Source organism: Pseudomonas sp. E1MeOHC2 (assembly GCF_058745025.1).
Genome location: NZ_CP196675.1, coordinates 2934143 through 2947603, shown reverse-complemented (window position 1 = coordinate 2947603; position 13461 = coordinate 2934143). Strand labels below are relative to the sequence as shown.

Below are 13461 nucleotides of genomic sequence, written 5' to 3'. Positions count from 1 at the left end.
GATTAACCCTCGACGCGCAGCATGTAGTAAGCCTTGTTGATCATCCCGCGATTCTCGGGAGTATCCTGGACTTCTACAGTGTGACCGATGCGACGCAGACCCAGACCTTTAACGCACAGTTTGTGGTTAGGAATGCGGCCCGAGACGGACTTGATCAGCGTTACTTTAACGGTTGCCATGATCAGAAGATCTCCTCAACGCTCTTGCCGCGCTTGGCAGCAATGGACTCAGGAGATTGCATGGCTTTCAGACCCTTGAAGGTGGCGTAAACCACGTTCACTGGGTTGGTCGAACCGTAGCACTTGGCCAGGACGTTCTGAACACCAGCAACTTCCAGGACAGCACGCATGGCGCCGCCGGCGATGATACCGGTACCTTCCGAAGCAGGCTGCATGTAAACCTTCGAGGCGCCGTGGGCAGCCTTGGTGGCGTACTGCAGGGTGGTGCCCTTCAGGTCAACCTGGATCATGTTGCGACGAGCAGCTTCCATGGCTTTCTGGATCGCGGCAGGTACTTCGCGCGACTTGCCACGGCCGAAGCCGACACGACCTTTACCATCACCAACCACGGTCAACGCGGTGAAGGTGAAGATACGGCCGCCTTTTACGGTCTTGGCAACGCGGTTAACTTGAACCAGCTTCTCGATGTAGCCTTCGTCGCGCTTTTGATCGTTATTTGCCATAACTTAGAACTCCAGCCCGCCTTCACGAGCAGCATCAGCCAGCGCTTTGACGCGGCCATGGTACTTGAAGCCGGAACGGTCAAAGGCAACTTGAGATACACCGGCGGCTTTCGCACGCTCAGCTACCAGCTTGCCAACCTTAGTGGCCGCGTCGATGTTGCCAGTGGCGCCATCACGCAGGTCTTTGTCCAAGGTCGAGGCGCTTGCCAGAACCTTGCTGCCGTCGGCCGAAATGACCTGGGCATAGATGTGCTGCGAGGAGCGGAACACGCACAGGCGCACGACTTCGAGTTCGTGCATCTTGAGGCGTGCTTTGCGAGCGCGACGCAGTCGAGTAACTTTTTTGTCGGTCATTTGCTAGGCCCTACTTCTTCTTGGCTTCTTTACGACGGACTACTTCGTCCGCGTAACGCACACCTTTACCTTTGTAAGGCTCTGGCGGACGGAAGTCGCGGATTTCAGCGGCCACCTGACCTACCAGCTGCTTGTCGATACCCTTGATCAGGATGTCGGTCTGGCTAGGCGTTTCAGCGGTGATACCGGCTGGCAGTTCGTAGTCCACTGGGTGCGAGAAGCCCAGGGCCAGGTTCAGGATGGTGCCCTTGGCCTGTGCCTTGTAACCAACACCGACCAGCTGGAGCTTGCGCTCGAAGCCTTGGCTTACGCCCTGGACCATGTTGTTGACCAGAGCGCGGGTAGTACCGGCCATGGCGCGAGCTTGCTGGTCACCATTGCGAGCGACGAAACGCAGCTCACCAGACTCTTCGGTAACTTCAACAGACGAGTGAACGTTCAGTTCGAGAGTGCCTTTAGCACCCTTCACCGAAAGCTGCTGGCCGGCGAATTTGACTTCGACACCGGATGGCAGCTTAACGGGGTTCTTAGCGACGCGAGACATGTCTATCCCCCCTTAGAACACTGTGCAGAGAACTTCGCCGCCGACACCGGCAGCGCGCGCAGCGCGATCAGTCATCACACCTTTGTTGGTGGAGACAATAGACACGCCCAGACCGCCACGAACTTTCGGCAGATCGGTGACGGCCTTGTACTGGCGCAGGCCTGGACGGCTGGAGCGCTTCAGTTCCTCGATGACCGGACGGCCTTCGAAGTACTTCAGTTCGATCGACAGGGAGGGCTTGGCTTCGCCACTGACTTGGTAGCCAGCGATGTAACCTTCATCCTTCAGAACTTTGGCAACCGCGACCTTCAGGGTAGAGGAAGGCATGCTTACGACGGACTTTTCAGCCATCTGGGCATTACGGATGCGAGTTAGCATGTCCGCTAACGGGTCCTGCATACTCATGGGCTAGATGCTCCTGATACAAGAATTATTAGCCTTGCGGCTATCACAACCACCCGAGCGGATTGGGTAAAAAACCCAGGCTCAGGTGAGCCGGTCATTCTAGACACAAGGCAGAAACGAAACAAGCCCCATATAGGGGCTTGTTTGTTGGTGAGGTCACCGGCGGTCGGAAGATTGCTCCCCTTGCGCCGGGATCACACCTGCAGCGATTACCAGGAGGCCTTGACCAGACCTGGTACGTCACCACGCATTGCCGCTTGACGCAGCATGTTACGGCCCAGGCCGAACTTACGGTATACACCGTGAGGACGACCGGTCAGGCGGCAACGGTTGCGCAGACGCGCAGCGCTGGCATCACGTGGCTGCTTCTGCAGAGCGACAACGGCAGCGAAACGCTCTTCTGGAGAGGCGTTCAGGTTGACGATGGTCGCTTTCAGCTCAGCACGCTTTTTGGCGAACTTGGCTACCGTGAGCTGACGCTTCAGCTCGCGGTTTTTCATGCTCTTCTTGGCCATTTTCCTACTCCAATCAGTTGCGGAACGGGAATTTGAAAGCACGCAGCAGAGCGCGGCCTTCGTCATCCGAACGAGCAGTGGTGGTCAGGGTGATGTCCAAACCGCGCAGAGCATCGATCTTGTCGTAATCGATTTCCGGGAAGATGATCTGCTCTTTCACGCCCATGCTGTAGTTGCCACGGCCATCGAAGGACTTGGCATTCAGGCCGCGGAAGTCGCGAACCCGAGGCAGGGAGATCGCCAGCAGGCGGTCCAGGAATTCGTACATCTTGTCGCTACGCAGGGTCACCTTGACGCCGATCGGCCATCCTTCACGGACTTTGAAGCCCGCGATGGATTTACGAGCGAAAGTCACGACCGGCTTTTGACCGGTGATCTTTTCCAGGTCGGCAACAGCGTGCTCGATGACTTTTTTGTCGCCGATCGCTTCGCCCAGACCCATGTTCAGGGTGATTTTGGTAACGCGCGGAACTTCCATCACGTTCGACAGCTTAAGTTCTTCCTTAAGCTTGGGAGCGATTTCGTTCCGGTAAATCTCTTTCAGTCGTGCCATGGTCTTCTACCTAGCAGTGTTCAAGCATCAACCGCTTTTTGGGTCGACTTGAAGACACGAATTTTCTTACCGTCTTCTACTTTGAAACCAACGCGGTCAGCCTTGTTGGTTTCGCCGTTGAAGATGGCAACGTTGGAAGCGTGCAGAGGCGCTTCTTTCTCGACGATACCGCCCTGAACGCCCGCCATCGGGTTAGGCTTGGTATGACGCTTGACCAGGTTCACGCCACCGATAACCAGACGGTCATCAGCGAGAACCTTCAGCACCTTACCGCGCTTACCTTTGTCTTTGCCGGCGATCACGATGATCTCGTCGTCACGACGAATCTTTTGCATGTCGGATCTCCTTACAGCACTTCAGGGGCGAGCGAGACGATCTTCATGAACTTCTCAGTACGAAGTTCACGGGTCACTGGCCCGAAGATGCGAGTGCCGATCGGCTCTTGCTTGTTGTTCAGCAGAACAGCAGCGTTGCCGTCGAAACGAATGATGGAACCGTCAGCGCGACGTACACCGTGACGGGTACGGACGACAACAGCAGTCATCACCTGGCCTTTTTTGACCTTACCGCGCGGAATTGCTTCCTTGACGGTTACTTTGATGATGTCACCGATGCCGGCGTAACGGCGGTGCGAACCGCCGAGTACCTTGATGCACATGACGCGACGAGCGCCGCTGTTATCGGCCACATCGAGCATGGATTGAGTCTGAATCATAAAATTTCTCCGACCCCTAGCCCTTAGACTTCAACAGCGCGTTCGAGGACTTCAACCAGTGCCCAGGACTTGGTCTTGGCCAGCGGACGGGTTTCGGTAATCGAAACCTTGTCGCCGATCTTGCACTGGTTGGTTTCGTCGTGCGCGTGCAGCTTAGTCGAACGCTTAACGTATTTACCGTAGATCGGGTGCTTTACGCGACGCTCGATCAGAACGGTGATGGTCTTGTCCATTTTGTCGCTGACGACACGGCCAGTCAGCGTACGGACGGTTTTTTCAGCTTCAGCCATGATCACTTACCTGCCTGCTGGTTGAGCACAGTTTTCACGCGAGCGATGTCACGCTTAACTTGCGAGAGCAGGTGCGACTGCCCCAACTGGCCAGTTGCTTTCTGCATACGCAGATTGAACTGGTCGCGCAGCAAGCCGAGCAGTTGCTCGTTCAGCTGCTGTGCCGATTTTTCACGAAGTTCATTCGCTTTCATCACATCACCGTCCGCTTAACAAAGGAGGTGGCGAGAGGCAGCTTTGCAGCAGCCAGGGCGAAAGCTTCGCGCGCCAGCTCTTCAGAAACACCCTCGATCTCGTACAGGACTTTGCCTGGCTGGATCTGGGCAACCCAGTATTCCACGGAGCCCTTACCTTTACCCATACGAACCTCGAGAGGTTTTTTGGAGATCGGCTTGTCCGGGAAGACACGGATCCAGATCTTGCCGCCACGTTTAACGTGACGGGTCAGAGCACGACGTGCCGACTCGATCTGGCGGGCGGTGAGGCGACCGCGAGCAACAGCTTTCAGGGCGAACTCGCCGAAGCTGACTTTGCTACCGCGCAGTGCCAGACCACGGTTGTGGCCAGTCATCTGCTTGCGGAATTTTGTACGCTTTGGTTGCAACATTTGGCGTACCCCTTACTTAGCAGCTTTTTTACGAGGCGCTGGTGCTTGTGGTTTCAGTTCTTCTTGGCGACCACCAATAACTTCGCCTTTGAAGATCCAAACCTTCACACCGATCACACCGTAAGTGGTGTGAGCTTCGTAGGTGTTGTAGTCGATATCGGCACGCAGGGTGTGCAGAGGCACACGACCTTCGCGATACCACTCGGTACGAGCAATCTCGGCGCCGCCGAGACGACCGCTCACCTGGATCTTGATGCCCTTGGCACCAATACGCATGGCGTTCTGTACGGCGCGCTTCATGGCGCGACGGAACATTACGCGGCGTTCCAGCTGCTGAGCTACGCTCTGCGCAACCAGCATAGCGTCGAGTTCCGGCTTGCGGATCTCTTCGATGTTGATGTGCACAGGCACACCCATCTGCTTGGTCAGGTCCTGACGCAGCTTCTCGACATCCTCACCTTTCTTACCGATAACGATACCGGGACGAGCAGTGTGGATGGTGATGCGTGCTGTTTGAGCCGGACGATGAATATCGATACGGCTTACGGACGCGCTTTTTAGTTTGTCTTGGAGGTACTCACGCGTTTTCAGATCCTTCAACAGGTAATCTGCGTAAGTAGCACCGTCTGCGTACCAGACGGAGGTGTGCTCCTTGACGATTCCCAGGCGAATGCCAGTGGGATGTACTTTCTGACCCATCTGATCGACTCCGTTACTTGTCCGCAACCTTGACAGTGATATGGCAAGACCGCTTGACGATGCGATCAGCACGGCCTTTGGCACGTGGCATGATGCGCTTCAGCGAACGCCCTTCGTTGACGAAGACGGTGGAGACCTTCAGGTCATCAACGTCTGCGCCTTCGTTGTGTTCGGCGTTGGCAACGGCCGACTCGAGGACTTTCTTCATGATTTCAGCGGCTTTTTTGCTGCTGAAGGCCAACAGGTTGAGCGCTTCGCCCACCTTCTTCCCGCGGATCTGGTCGGCGACCAAGCGGGCTTTCTGGGCGGAGATGCGAGCGCCCGACAACTTAGCGGCTACTTCCATTTCCTTACCCCTTAACGCTTGGCTTTCTTGTCAGCCACGTGCCCGCGATAGGTGCGGGTACCGGCGAACTCGCCCAGTTTGTGGCCGACCATGTCTTCGTTCACGAGAACTGGAACATGTTGGCGACCGTTGTGAACCGCGATGGTCAGACCGACCATTTGTGGCAGGATCATCGAGCGACGCGACCAGGTTTTAACTGGCTTGCGATCGTTCTTCTCCACCGCCACTTCGACCTTCTTCAACAGGTGAAGATCGATAAAAGGACCTTTTTTCAGAGAACGTGGCACTGTCGTATCCCTCTAGTTACTTGCGACGACGGACGATCATGTTGTCGGTACGCTTATTACCACGGGTTTTAGCACCCTTGGTTGGGAAGCCCCATGGCGATACCGGATGACGACCACCGGAGGTACGACCTTCACCACCACCATGTGGGTGGTCAACCGGGTTCATGGCAACACCACGAACGGTTGGGCGAACGCCGCGCCAGCGTTTGGCACCAGCTTTACCCAGCGAGCGCAGGCTGTGCTCGGAGTTCGAGACTTCGCCCAGGGTCGCACGGCACTCAGCCAGTACTTTACGCATCTCACCGGAGCGCAGACGCAGAGTCACGTAGACGCCGTCACGAGCGATCAGCTGAGCCGAAGCACCAGCGGAACGAGCGATCTGAGCACCTTTACCCGGCTTCAGTTCGACGCCGTGAATGGTGCTACCTACTGGAATGTTGCGCAGCTGCAGGGAGTTACCGGCCTTGATTGGGGCCAGTGCGCCTGCGATCAGCTGGTCGCCAGCGCTCACGCCTTTAGGGGCGATGATGTAGCGACGCTCACCGTCTGCGTAGCACAGCAGGGCGATGTGAGCAGTACGGTTTGGATCGTATTCGATACGCTCGACAGTGGCTGGGATGCCATCTTTGTCGTTGCGACGGAAGTCGACCAGACGGTAATGCTGCTTGTGACCACCACCAACGTGACGAGTGGTAATGCGGCCATTGTTGTTACGACCACCAGACTTCGATTTCTTCTCGAGCAGCGGTGCGTGAGGAGCGCCCTTGTGGAGCTCCTTGTTGACCACCTTGACCACGAAACGGCGGCCAGGGGAAGTCGGTTTGCATTTAACGATTGCCATGATGCACCCCTTCCTTACTCAGCACTGCTGCTGAAATCGAGATCTTGGCCTGGCTGAAGGGAGACAATCGCCTTCTTCCAGTCATTACGCTTGCCCAGACCACGTGCGGTACGCTTGGTTTTACCCAGAACGTTAACAGTCGACACGTTTTCAACTTTTACGTTGAACAGGCCTTCGACAGCTTTCTTGATTTCCAGCTTGGTTGCGTCGGTAGCAACCTTGAATACGAACTGGCCTTTTTTCTCAGCCAGAACGGTAGCCTTCTCGGAAACGTGCGGGCCAAGGAGGACTTTGAATACGCGTTCCTGGTTCATCCCAGCAGCTCCTCGAATTTCTTCACGGCCGAGACAGTGATCAACACTTTCTCGTATGCGATCAGACTGACCGGGTCGGAACCTTGAACGTCACGTACATCGACGTGCGGCAGGTTGCGAGCAGCCAGGTACAGGTTCTGATCAACAGCGTCCGAAACGATCAGAACGTCGCTCAGACCCATGCCGTTCAGCTTGTTCAGCAGATCTTTGGTTTTCGGTGCTTCAACAGCGAAGTCCTGAACCACGACCAGACGGTCGCTACGCACCAGCTCAGCGAGGATGGAGCGCAGAGCTGCGCGATACATCTTCTTGTTGAGCTTCTGCGAGTGATCTTGAGGGCGAGCTGCGAAGGTAACACCACCGCCACGCCAGATCGGACCACGAGTGGTACCAGCACGAGCACGGCCAGTACCCTTCTGACGCCATGGGCGCTTACCGCCACCAGCCACGTCGGAACGGGTCTTTTGCTGCTTGGTGCCCTGACGGCCGCCGGCCATGTAGGCCACGACTGCTTGGTGAACCAGCGTCTCGTTGAATTCGCCACCGAAAGTCAGTTCGGAAACTTCGATCGCCTGAGCGTCATTTACATTAAGTTGCATGTCAGTTTCCCCTTAACCGCGAGCCTTGACAGCCGGACGTACAACCACGTCGCCGCCAGTAGCGCCAGGAACGGCACCCTTGATCAGCAGCAGGTTGCGTTCAGCGTCTACGCGAACTACTTCCAGGGACTGAACAGTCACGCGCTCGGCGCCCATGTGACCGGACATTTTCTTGCCCTTGAACACACGACCAGGAGTCTGGCACTGGCCGATGGAGCCTGGGACACGGTGCGACACGGAGTTACCGTGGGTGTTGTCCTGACCACGGAAGTTCCAGCGCTTGATGGTACCGGCGAAGCCTTTACCTTTGGACTGACCAGTAACGTCTACCAGCTGGCCTGCAGTGAAGAGTTCAGCTTTGATCGAGTCGCCAGCCTGGAACTCGCCTTCTTCAAGGCGGAACTCCCAGACACCGCGACCAGCGGCAACGTTCGCTTTAGCGAAGTGACCAGCTTGAGCAGCAGTCACACGCGAAGCACGACGCTCGCCGACAGTGACTTGCACTGCACGGTAGCCATCGGTTTCTTCAGTCTTGAACTGGGTGACGCGATTCGGCTCGATCTCAATGACCGTGACCGGAATGGAGACACCTTCTTCGGTGAAAACGCGGGTCATACCGCATTTACGACCGACTACACCAATAGTCATGTTGTAACCTCATGAGTGTACGGGGCTTTCACCCGCTATGGCCGCCCATTTCAGAGCGTTACACGGACAAGACCGAAGTCTTAGCCGAGGCTGATCTGCACTTCCACACCTGCCGCGAGATCAAGCTTCATCAGCGCGTCAACGGTTTTATCCGTTGGCTGGACGATGTCCAGAACACGCTTATGAGTGCGAATCTCGTACTGGTCACGCGCGTCTTTGTTGACGTGCGGGGAGACCAGAACGGTGAAACGCTCTTTGCGGGTAGGCAGTGGAATTGGACCACGCACTTGTGCACCAGTACGTTTCGCGGTTTCCACGATTTCCTGGGTGGATTGGTCGATCAGGCGATGGTCGAAAGCCTTCAACCTGATTCGGATTTGCTGATTTTGCATTGGATTTCAGACTCCAGGCTGTTCCCAACGGACGCACTACGCCCGCTAAAAGGAGGCGTGATTCTATAGACGGCTCAATTTAGTGTCAACCCAATAAAAAAAACCCCCGCTGAGCGGGGGTTTTTTCAATCGATCGAGTGATTACTCGATGATTTTGGCTACGACGCCGGCGCCGACGGTACGACCGCCTTCACGGATAGCGAAGCGCAGACCGTCTTCCATTGCGATGGTCTTGATCAGGGTGACTTCCATCTGGATGTTGTCACCTGGCATTACCATCTCAACGCCTTCCGGCAGCTGGCAGTTACCGGTCACGTCAGTGGTACGGAAGTAGAACTGAGGACGGTAGCCTTTGAAGAACGGAGTGTGACGACCGCCTTCTTCTTTCGACAGAACGTAGACTTCTGCGGTGAACTTGGTGTGCGGCTTGACCGAACCTGGCTTGACCAGAACCTGGCCACGCTCAACGTCGTCACGCTTGGTACCACGCAGCAGGACGCCGCAGTTCTCGCCAGCACGACCTTCGTCCAGCAGCTTGCGGAACATCTCAACGCCGGTGCAGGTGGTGGTGGTGGTGTCACGCAGACCAACGATTTCCAGCGGATCCTGAACGCGGACGATGCCACGCTCGATACGGCCGGTAACAACAGTACCACGACCCGAGATCGAGAATACGTCTTCGATTGGCATCAGGAACGGCTTGTCGATAGCACGCTCTGGCTCTGGGATGTAGCTGTCCAGAGTTTCAACCAGACGCTTGACAGCGGTGGTGCCCATTTCGTTGTCGTCTTTGCCTTCCAGCGCCATACGAGCCGAACCGATGATGATCGGGGTGTCGTCGCCTGGGAAGTCGTAGGTGGACAGCAGGTCGCGAACTTCCATCTCGACCAGTTCCAGCAGCTCAGCGTCGTCTACCAGGTCAGCCTTGTTCAGGAAGACCACGATGTACGGAACGCCAACCTGACGGGACAGCAGGATGTGCTCACGGGTTTGTGGCATCGGACCATCGGCGGCCGAGCAAACCAGGATCGCGCCGTCCATCTGGGCAGCACCGGTGATCATGTTCTTCACGTAGTCAGCGTGACCTGGGCAGTCGACGTGAGCGTAGTGACGGATCTTCGAGTTGTACTCGACGTGTGCGGTGTTGATGGTGATACCGCGCGCTTTTTCTTCCGGAGCCGAGTCGATCTTGTCGAAATCAACGACTGCCGAACCGAAAACTTCGGAGCAGACGCGAGTCAGAGCTGCGGTCAGAGTGGTCTTACCGTGGTCAACGTGGCCGATGGTGCCGACGTTAACGTGGGGAAGGGAACGATCAAATTTTTCTTTAGCCACGACAGTGAACCTCTTGCCTAAAGGGGATTAGCCTTGTTTTTTAACGAGTGCTTCGACGATGTTCGACGGAGCTTCGGCGTATTTGGAGAATTCCATGGAGTAGCTTGCGCGACCCTGAGACATGGAACGAACGTCGGTTGCGTAACCGAACATCTCTCCGAGCGGTACCTCAGCAGTGATTACCTTGCCGGACACCGAGTCTTCATTACCCTGGATCATCCCGCGACGACGGCTCAGGTCACCCATCACGTCACCCAGGTAGTCTTCCGGGGTTACAACTTCGACCTTCATGATCGGCTCAAGCACCACGCCACCACCCTTCTGGGCCAGTTGCTTGGTCGCCATCGAAGCGGCGATCTTGAACGCCATTTCGTTGGAGTCGACGTCGTGGTACGAACCGTCGAATACCGTGGCCTTCAGGCCGAGCAGCGGATAGCCGGCAACAACGCCGTTCTTCATCTGCTCTTCGATACCCTTCTGGATCGGGGCGATGAATTCCTTAGGAATCACACCACCAACGACTTCGTTGGTGAACACCAGACCTTCGGTGATGTTGCCCTTCTCGTCGACGTCCGGCTCCGAGAAACGGATCCAGCAGTGACCGAACTGACCACGACCGCCCGACTGACGAACGAACTTGCCTTCGATCTCGACGTTGGACTTGGTGATCTTCTCGCGGTACGAAACCTGAGGCTTACCGATGTTGGCTTCGACGTTGAACTCGCGCTTCATGCGGTCAACGAGGATGTCCAGGTGCAGCTCACCCATACCGGAGATGATGGTCTGGCCGGTTTCTTCGTCGGTCTTGACGCGGAACGACGGGTCTTCCTGAGCCAGCTTGCCCAGTGCGATACCCATCTTTTCCTGGTCTTGCTTGGTCTTCGGTTCTACAGCTACCGAGATCACAGGCTCCGGGAAGTCCATACGCTCGAGGATGATCGGCTTGTCGGCGTTGCAGAGGGTGTCACCGGTGGTGACGTCCTTCATACCGATCAGAGCAGCGATGTCGCCTGCCAGTACTTCTTTGATTTCTTCACGCTGGTTGGCGTGCATCTGCACCATACGACCAACGCGCTCTTTCTTGCCTTTGACCGAGTTGATCACCGAGTCGCCGGACTGCAGCATACCCGAGTAAACACGGACGAAAGTCAGAGTACCAACGAACGGGTCGGTGGCAATCTTGAACGCCAGAGCCGAGAACGGCTCGTTGTCGTCGGCATGACGCTCGTCGAAGTCAGCGTCAACCAACTCTTCCTTCGGCTTCTCGATCAGGTCAGGGTGGATACCCTTGATCGCAGGAATCTCGGTAGGAGCAGGCAGGAAGTCGATGACGGCGTCGAGAACCAGGGGAACGCCCTTGTTCTTGAACGACGAACCGCAGACGGCCGGAACGATCTCGCTGGCCAGGGTGCGCGCGCGCAGACCGGCTTTGATCTCTTCGACGGTCAGCTCTTCGCCTTCCAGGTACTTGTTCATCAGCTCTTCGCTGGCCTCGGCAGCCGCCTCAACCATGTTGGAGCGCCACTCTTCAGCCAGCTCCAGCATATCGGCAGGAATTTCTTCCTCGCGATAGGTGGTACCTTTGTCGTCGTCGTTCCAGTAGATAGCCTTCATCTTGATCAGGTCGACCTGACCCTGGAAGTTATCTTCCGAACCGATGGCCAGCTGAACAGGAACCGGGGTGTGACCCAGACGGTTCTTGATCTGACCTACGACGCGCAGGAAGTTTGCACCGGCACGGTCCATCTTGTTCACGTAAACAACACGTGGAACACCGTACTTGTTGGCCTGACGCCATACGGTTTCGGACTGCGGCTCAACGCCGGAAGTACCGCAGAACACAACGACCGCGCCATCGAGTACACGCAGCGAACGCTCTACTTCAATGGTGAAGTCAACGTGGCCGGGGGTATCGATGACGTTTACGCGGTAGTTGTCGTACTGACCAACGGAACCTTTCCAGAAGGTGGTAACGGCAGCGGAGGTAATGGTGATACCCCGCTCCTGCTCCTGCACCATCCAGTCGGTGGTCGCGGCGCCGTCGTGCACCTCGCCCATCTTGTGGCTCAGGCCTGTATAGAACAGGATCCGCTCGGTAGTGGTGGTCTTGCCCGCGTCAACGTGGGCACAGATACCAATGTTACGGTAGCGGTTAATTGCTGTAGTACGAGCCATAAAGCCCTCGCAAAATGATTGATGCTTGAATTAGAAGCGGTAGTGCGAGAACGCTTTGTTGGCTTCAGCCATACGGTGAACGTCTTCACGCTTCTTGACTGCAGCACCTTTGCCTTCAGCAGCATCCAGCAGCTCGCCAGCCAGGCGCAGAGCCATCGACTTCTCGCCACGCTTGCGGGCGTAGTCTACGAGCCAGCGCATTGCCAGAGCATTACGACGGGATGGACGAACTTCAACCGGAACCTGGTAAGTGGCACCGCCGACACGACGGGACTTTACTTCGACCAGCGGAGCGATGGCGTCGAGAGCTTTCTCGAAGATTTCCAGGGGGTCGCTGTTCTTGCGCTCTTTGACCTTGTCCAGTGCACCGTAAACGATGCGCTCGGCGACGGCCTTTTTGCCGCTTTCCATCACGTGGTTCATGAACTTGGCGAGGATTTGGGATCCGTATTTAGGATCGTCCAGAATCTCACGTTTTGCTGCTACACGACGTCTTGGCATGATAAGCCCTCAAACGGTCTTCAGGTTAGCCCGGGACGTGGGTCTTCGACCCCTGCCCGACCTTACTCTTATCGACTCAAAAAAATGGATGTGTGCAAACGACCGATTACTTCGGACGCTTGGTACCGTACTTCGAACGACCCTGGTTACGGCCTTTAACGCCCGAAGTATCCAGAGAGCCGCGAACGGTGTGGTAACGAACACCTGGCAAGTCTTTTACACGGCCGCCACGGATCAGGACGACGCTGTGCTCTTGCAGGTTGTGGCCTTCACCGCCGATGTACGAGGAAACCTCGAAACCGTTGGTCAGACGCACACGGCAAACTTTACGCAGTGCCGAGTTAGGTTTTTTCGGCGTGGTGGTGTACACGCGGGTGCACACGCCACGACGTTGCGGGCAGTTCTGCAGCGCAGGAACGTCGGACTTCTCGACCGAACGCTTACGCGGCTGACGTACCAGCTGGTTGATAGTTGCCATCTACTAGCTCCACTGATTGTCTTGCGACTCTATTGTCTTGCAAGAAAGCCAAAAATTGACGAGACGGAGCCTCACCAAATTTAAGGGTACAAAAGTCTACGGAGGATCTTGCACCCAGTCAAGACGAGGCCCCGGCCCTCCCCGCCCGGTCATCGGCAACAATTCATGTCACCGATGGCCG

Annotated in this window: 24 protein-coding genes; all 24 read right to left on the bottom strand. The window is 56.3% G+C overall.

Features of this window, described 5'->3' with window-relative positions; all coding sequences use genetic code 11:
- Window positions 1-2 precede the first annotated feature (2 nt).
- Entirely contained in the window at window positions 3-179 is a 177-nt protein-coding gene (gene rpmD, locus ACSSU5_RS13180) for a 50S ribosomal protein L30 (protein ID WP_008089798.1), read from the bottom strand.
- A 2-nt stretch (window positions 180-181) separates the two neighbouring features.
- A complete protein-coding gene (gene rpsE / locus ACSSU5_RS13175) occupies window positions 182-682 on the bottom strand; it encodes a 30S ribosomal protein S5 (protein ID WP_003255465.1) in 501 nt (166 codons plus the stop codon).
- A gap of 3 nt (window positions 683-685) precedes the next feature.
- Window positions 686-1036 carry a 50S ribosomal protein L18 gene (gene rplR / locus ACSSU5_RS13170; protein ID WP_008089801.1) on the bottom strand — a complete coding sequence of 117 codons (351 nt, stop codon included), beginning with the start codon at window positions 1034-1036 and terminating at the stop codon, window positions 686-688.
- Between the two features lie 10 nt (window positions 1037-1046).
- Complete coding sequence (gene rplF / locus ACSSU5_RS13165) at window positions 1047-1580, bottom strand: 50S ribosomal protein L6 (protein WP_027594874.1); 534 nt, start codon at window positions 1578-1580, stop codon at window positions 1047-1049.
- 12 nt (window positions 1581-1592) lie between these two features.
- On the bottom strand, window positions 1593-1985 hold the full coding sequence (gene rpsH / locus ACSSU5_RS13160) for a 30S ribosomal protein S8 (RefSeq protein WP_027594873.1): 393 nt from the start codon (window positions 1983-1985) through the stop codon (window positions 1593-1595).
- 209 nt (window positions 1986-2194) lie between these two features.
- The gene (rpsN, locus tag ACSSU5_RS13155; protein ID WP_012316516.1) at window positions 2195-2500 is read right to left on the bottom strand and encodes a 30S ribosomal protein S14; all 306 of its coding nucleotides are present in this window, start codon (window positions 2498-2500) and stop codon (window positions 2195-2197) included.
- A 13-nt stretch (window positions 2501-2513) separates the two neighbouring features.
- Window positions 2514-3053: a 50S ribosomal protein L5 gene (gene rplE, locus ACSSU5_RS13150; protein ID WP_003255474.1), complete on the bottom strand. Its 540-nt coding sequence runs from the start codon at window positions 3051-3053 to the stop codon at window positions 2514-2516.
- A 20-nt stretch (window positions 3054-3073) separates the two neighbouring features.
- Window positions 3074-3388, bottom strand: a complete 315-nt coding sequence (gene rplX, locus ACSSU5_RS13145; protein WP_003255476.1) for a 50S ribosomal protein L24 — start codon at window positions 3386-3388, stop codon at window positions 3074-3076.
- Between the two features lie 11 nt (window positions 3389-3399).
- Window positions 3400-3768, bottom strand: a complete 369-nt coding sequence (rplN, locus tag ACSSU5_RS13140; RefSeq protein ID WP_002555479.1) for a 50S ribosomal protein L14 — start codon at window positions 3766-3768, stop codon at window positions 3400-3402.
- Between the two features lie 23 nt (window positions 3769-3791).
- Window positions 3792-4058: a 30S ribosomal protein S17 gene (rpsQ, locus tag ACSSU5_RS13135; protein ID WP_023534981.1), complete on the bottom strand. Its 267-nt coding sequence runs from the start codon at window positions 4056-4058 to the stop codon at window positions 3792-3794.
- A gap of 2 nt (window positions 4059-4060) precedes the next feature.
- On the bottom strand, window positions 4061-4252 hold the full coding sequence (gene rpmC / locus ACSSU5_RS13130; RefSeq protein WP_002555481.1) for a 50S ribosomal protein L29: 192 nt from the start codon (window positions 4250-4252) through the stop codon (window positions 4061-4063).
- Window positions 4252-4665 (bottom strand): 50S ribosomal protein L16, encoded by a 414-nt coding sequence (gene rplP, locus ACSSU5_RS13125; protein WP_003255479.1) that lies wholly within the window; start codon window positions 4663-4665, stop codon window positions 4252-4254. Before rplP ends, rpmC begins: the two co-directional genes overlap by 1 nt.
- A 12-nt stretch (window positions 4666-4677) precedes the next feature.
- On the bottom strand, window positions 4678-5364 hold the full coding sequence (rpsC, locus tag ACSSU5_RS13120) for a 30S ribosomal protein S3 (RefSeq protein ID WP_003255481.1): 687 nt from the start codon (window positions 5362-5364) through the stop codon (window positions 4678-4680).
- Window positions 5365-5377: 13 nt separating this feature from the next.
- Complete coding sequence (gene rplV / locus ACSSU5_RS13115; RefSeq protein WP_003103908.1) at window positions 5378-5710, bottom strand: 50S ribosomal protein L22; 333 nt, start codon at window positions 5708-5710, stop codon at window positions 5378-5380.
- Window positions 5711-5721: 11 nt separating this feature from the next.
- Window positions 5722-5997 carry a 30S ribosomal protein S19 gene (gene rpsS / locus ACSSU5_RS13110; protein WP_003255482.1) on the bottom strand — a complete coding sequence of 92 codons (276 nt, stop codon included), beginning with the start codon at window positions 5995-5997 and terminating at the stop codon, window positions 5722-5724.
- Window positions 5998-6013: 16 nt separating this feature from the next.
- Window positions 6014-6838, bottom strand: a complete 825-nt coding sequence (rplB, locus tag ACSSU5_RS13105) for a 50S ribosomal protein L2 (RefSeq protein ID WP_008089816.1) — start codon at window positions 6836-6838, stop codon at window positions 6014-6016.
- Window positions 6839-6852: 14 nt separating this feature from the next.
- A complete protein-coding gene (gene rplW / locus ACSSU5_RS13100; protein ID WP_003255484.1) occupies window positions 6853-7152 on the bottom strand; it encodes a 50S ribosomal protein L23 in 300 nt (99 codons plus the stop codon).
- Window positions 7149-7751: a 50S ribosomal protein L4 gene (gene rplD, locus ACSSU5_RS13095; RefSeq protein ID WP_003255485.1), complete on the bottom strand. Its 603-nt coding sequence runs from the start codon at window positions 7749-7751 to the stop codon at window positions 7149-7151. The genes rplW and rplD overlap by 4 nt, the downstream gene beginning before the upstream one ends.
- A 12-nt stretch (window positions 7752-7763) precedes the next feature.
- On the bottom strand, window positions 7764-8399 hold the full coding sequence (gene rplC, locus ACSSU5_RS13090; protein WP_027594871.1) for a 50S ribosomal protein L3: 636 nt from the start codon (window positions 8397-8399) through the stop codon (window positions 7764-7766).
- Window positions 8400-8479: 80 nt separating this feature from the next.
- Window positions 8480-8791 carry a 30S ribosomal protein S10 gene (gene rpsJ / locus ACSSU5_RS13085; protein WP_003186070.1) on the bottom strand — a complete coding sequence of 104 codons (312 nt, stop codon included), beginning with the start codon at window positions 8789-8791 and terminating at the stop codon, window positions 8480-8482.
- A 141-nt stretch (window positions 8792-8932) separates the two neighbouring features.
- Window positions 8933-10126: an elongation factor Tu gene (tuf, locus tag ACSSU5_RS13080; RefSeq protein ID WP_264310520.1), complete on the bottom strand. Its 1194-nt coding sequence runs from the start codon at window positions 10124-10126 to the stop codon at window positions 8933-8935.
- 27 nt (window positions 10127-10153) lie between these two features.
- Window positions 10154-12301 (bottom strand): elongation factor G, encoded by a 2148-nt coding sequence (gene fusA / locus ACSSU5_RS13075; RefSeq protein WP_264310521.1) that lies wholly within the window; start codon window positions 12299-12301, stop codon window positions 10154-10156.
- Between the two features lie 30 nt (window positions 12302-12331).
- Window positions 12332-12802, bottom strand: coding sequence for a 30S ribosomal protein S7 (gene rpsG / locus ACSSU5_RS13070; protein ID WP_008089143.1), 471 nt, complete (start codon window positions 12800-12802; stop codon window positions 12332-12334).
- 106 nt (window positions 12803-12908) lie between these two features.
- Window positions 12909-13280 carry a 30S ribosomal protein S12 gene (gene rpsL, locus ACSSU5_RS13065; RefSeq protein WP_003255492.1) on the bottom strand — a complete coding sequence of 124 codons (372 nt, stop codon included), beginning with the start codon at window positions 13278-13280 and terminating at the stop codon, window positions 12909-12911.
- Window positions 13281-13461: the final 181 nt, after the last annotated feature.

What these genes read in the sequence shown, in the direction of transcription:
- rpmD (WP_008089798.1), bottom strand. Translation starts at nt 179, where the DNA reads ATGGCAACCGTTAAAGTAACGCTGATCAAGTCCGTCTCGGGCCGCATT.
- rpsE (WP_003255465.1), bottom strand. Translation starts at nt 682, where the DNA reads ATGGCAAATAACGATCAAAAGCGCGACGAAGGCTACATCGAGAAGCTG.
- rplR (WP_008089801.1), bottom strand. Translation starts at nt 1,036, where the DNA reads ATGACCGACAAAAAAGTTACTCGACTGCGTCGCGCTCGCAAAGCACGC.
- rplF (WP_027594874.1), bottom strand. Translation starts at nt 1,580, where the DNA reads ATGTCTCGCGTCGCTAAGAACCCCGTTAAGCTGCCATCCGGTGTCGAA.
- rpsH (WP_027594873.1), bottom strand. Translation starts at nt 1,985, where the DNA reads ATGAGTATGCAGGACCCGTTAGCGGACATGCTAACTCGCATCCGTAAT.
- rpsN (WP_012316516.1), bottom strand. Translation starts at nt 2,500, where the DNA reads ATGGCCAAGAAGAGCATGAAAAACCGCGAGCTGAAGCGTCAGCTCACG.
- rplE (WP_003255474.1), bottom strand. Translation starts at nt 3,053, where the DNA reads ATGGCACGACTGAAAGAGATTTACCGGAACGAAATCGCTCCCAAGCTT.
- rplX (WP_003255476.1), bottom strand. Translation starts at nt 3,388, where the DNA reads ATGCAAAAGATTCGTCGTGACGACGAGATCATCGTGATCGCCGGCAAA.
- rplN (WP_002555479.1), bottom strand. Translation starts at nt 3,768, where the DNA reads ATGATTCAGACTCAATCCATGCTCGATGTGGCCGATAACAGCGGCGCT.
- rpsQ (WP_023534981.1), bottom strand. Translation starts at nt 4,058, where the DNA reads ATGGCTGAAGCTGAAAAAACCGTCCGTACGCTGACTGGCCGTGTCGTC.
- rpmC (WP_002555481.1), bottom strand. Translation starts at nt 4,252, where the DNA reads ATGAAAGCGAATGAACTTCGTGAAAAATCGGCACAGCAGCTGAACGAG.
- rplP (WP_003255479.1), bottom strand. Translation starts at nt 4,665, where the DNA reads ATGTTGCAACCAAAGCGTACAAAATTCCGCAAGCAGATGACTGGCCAC.
- rpsC (WP_003255481.1), bottom strand. Translation starts at nt 5,364, where the DNA reads ATGGGTCAGAAAGTACATCCCACTGGCATTCGCCTGGGAATCGTCAAG.
- rplV (WP_003103908.1), bottom strand. Translation starts at nt 5,710, where the DNA reads ATGGAAGTAGCCGCTAAGTTGTCGGGCGCTCGCATCTCCGCCCAGAAA.
- rplB (WP_008089816.1), bottom strand. Translation starts at nt 6,838, where the DNA reads ATGGCAATCGTTAAATGCAAACCGACTTCCCCTGGCCGCCGTTTCGTG.
- rplW (WP_003255484.1), bottom strand. Translation starts at nt 7,152, where the DNA reads ATGAACCAGGAACGCGTATTCAAAGTCCTCCTTGGCCCGCACGTTTCC.
- rplD (WP_003255485.1), bottom strand. Translation starts at nt 7,751, where the DNA reads ATGCAACTTAATGTAAATGACGCTCAGGCGATCGAAGTTTCCGAACTG.
- rplC (WP_027594871.1), bottom strand. Translation starts at nt 8,399, where the DNA reads ATGACTATTGGTGTAGTCGGTCGTAAATGCGGTATGACCCGCGTTTTC.
- rpsJ (WP_003186070.1), bottom strand. Translation starts at nt 8,791, where the DNA reads ATGCAAAATCAGCAAATCCGAATCAGGTTGAAGGCTTTCGACCATCGC.
- fusA (WP_264310521.1), bottom strand. Translation starts at nt 12,301, where the DNA reads ATGGCTCGTACTACAGCAATTAACCGCTACCGTAACATTGGTATCTGT.
- rpsG (WP_008089143.1), bottom strand. Translation starts at nt 12,802, where the DNA reads ATGCCAAGACGTCGTGTAGCAGCAAAACGTGAGATTCTGGACGATCCT.
- rpsL (WP_003255492.1), bottom strand. Translation starts at nt 13,280, where the DNA reads ATGGCAACTATCAACCAGCTGGTACGTCAGCCGCGTAAGCGTTCGGTC.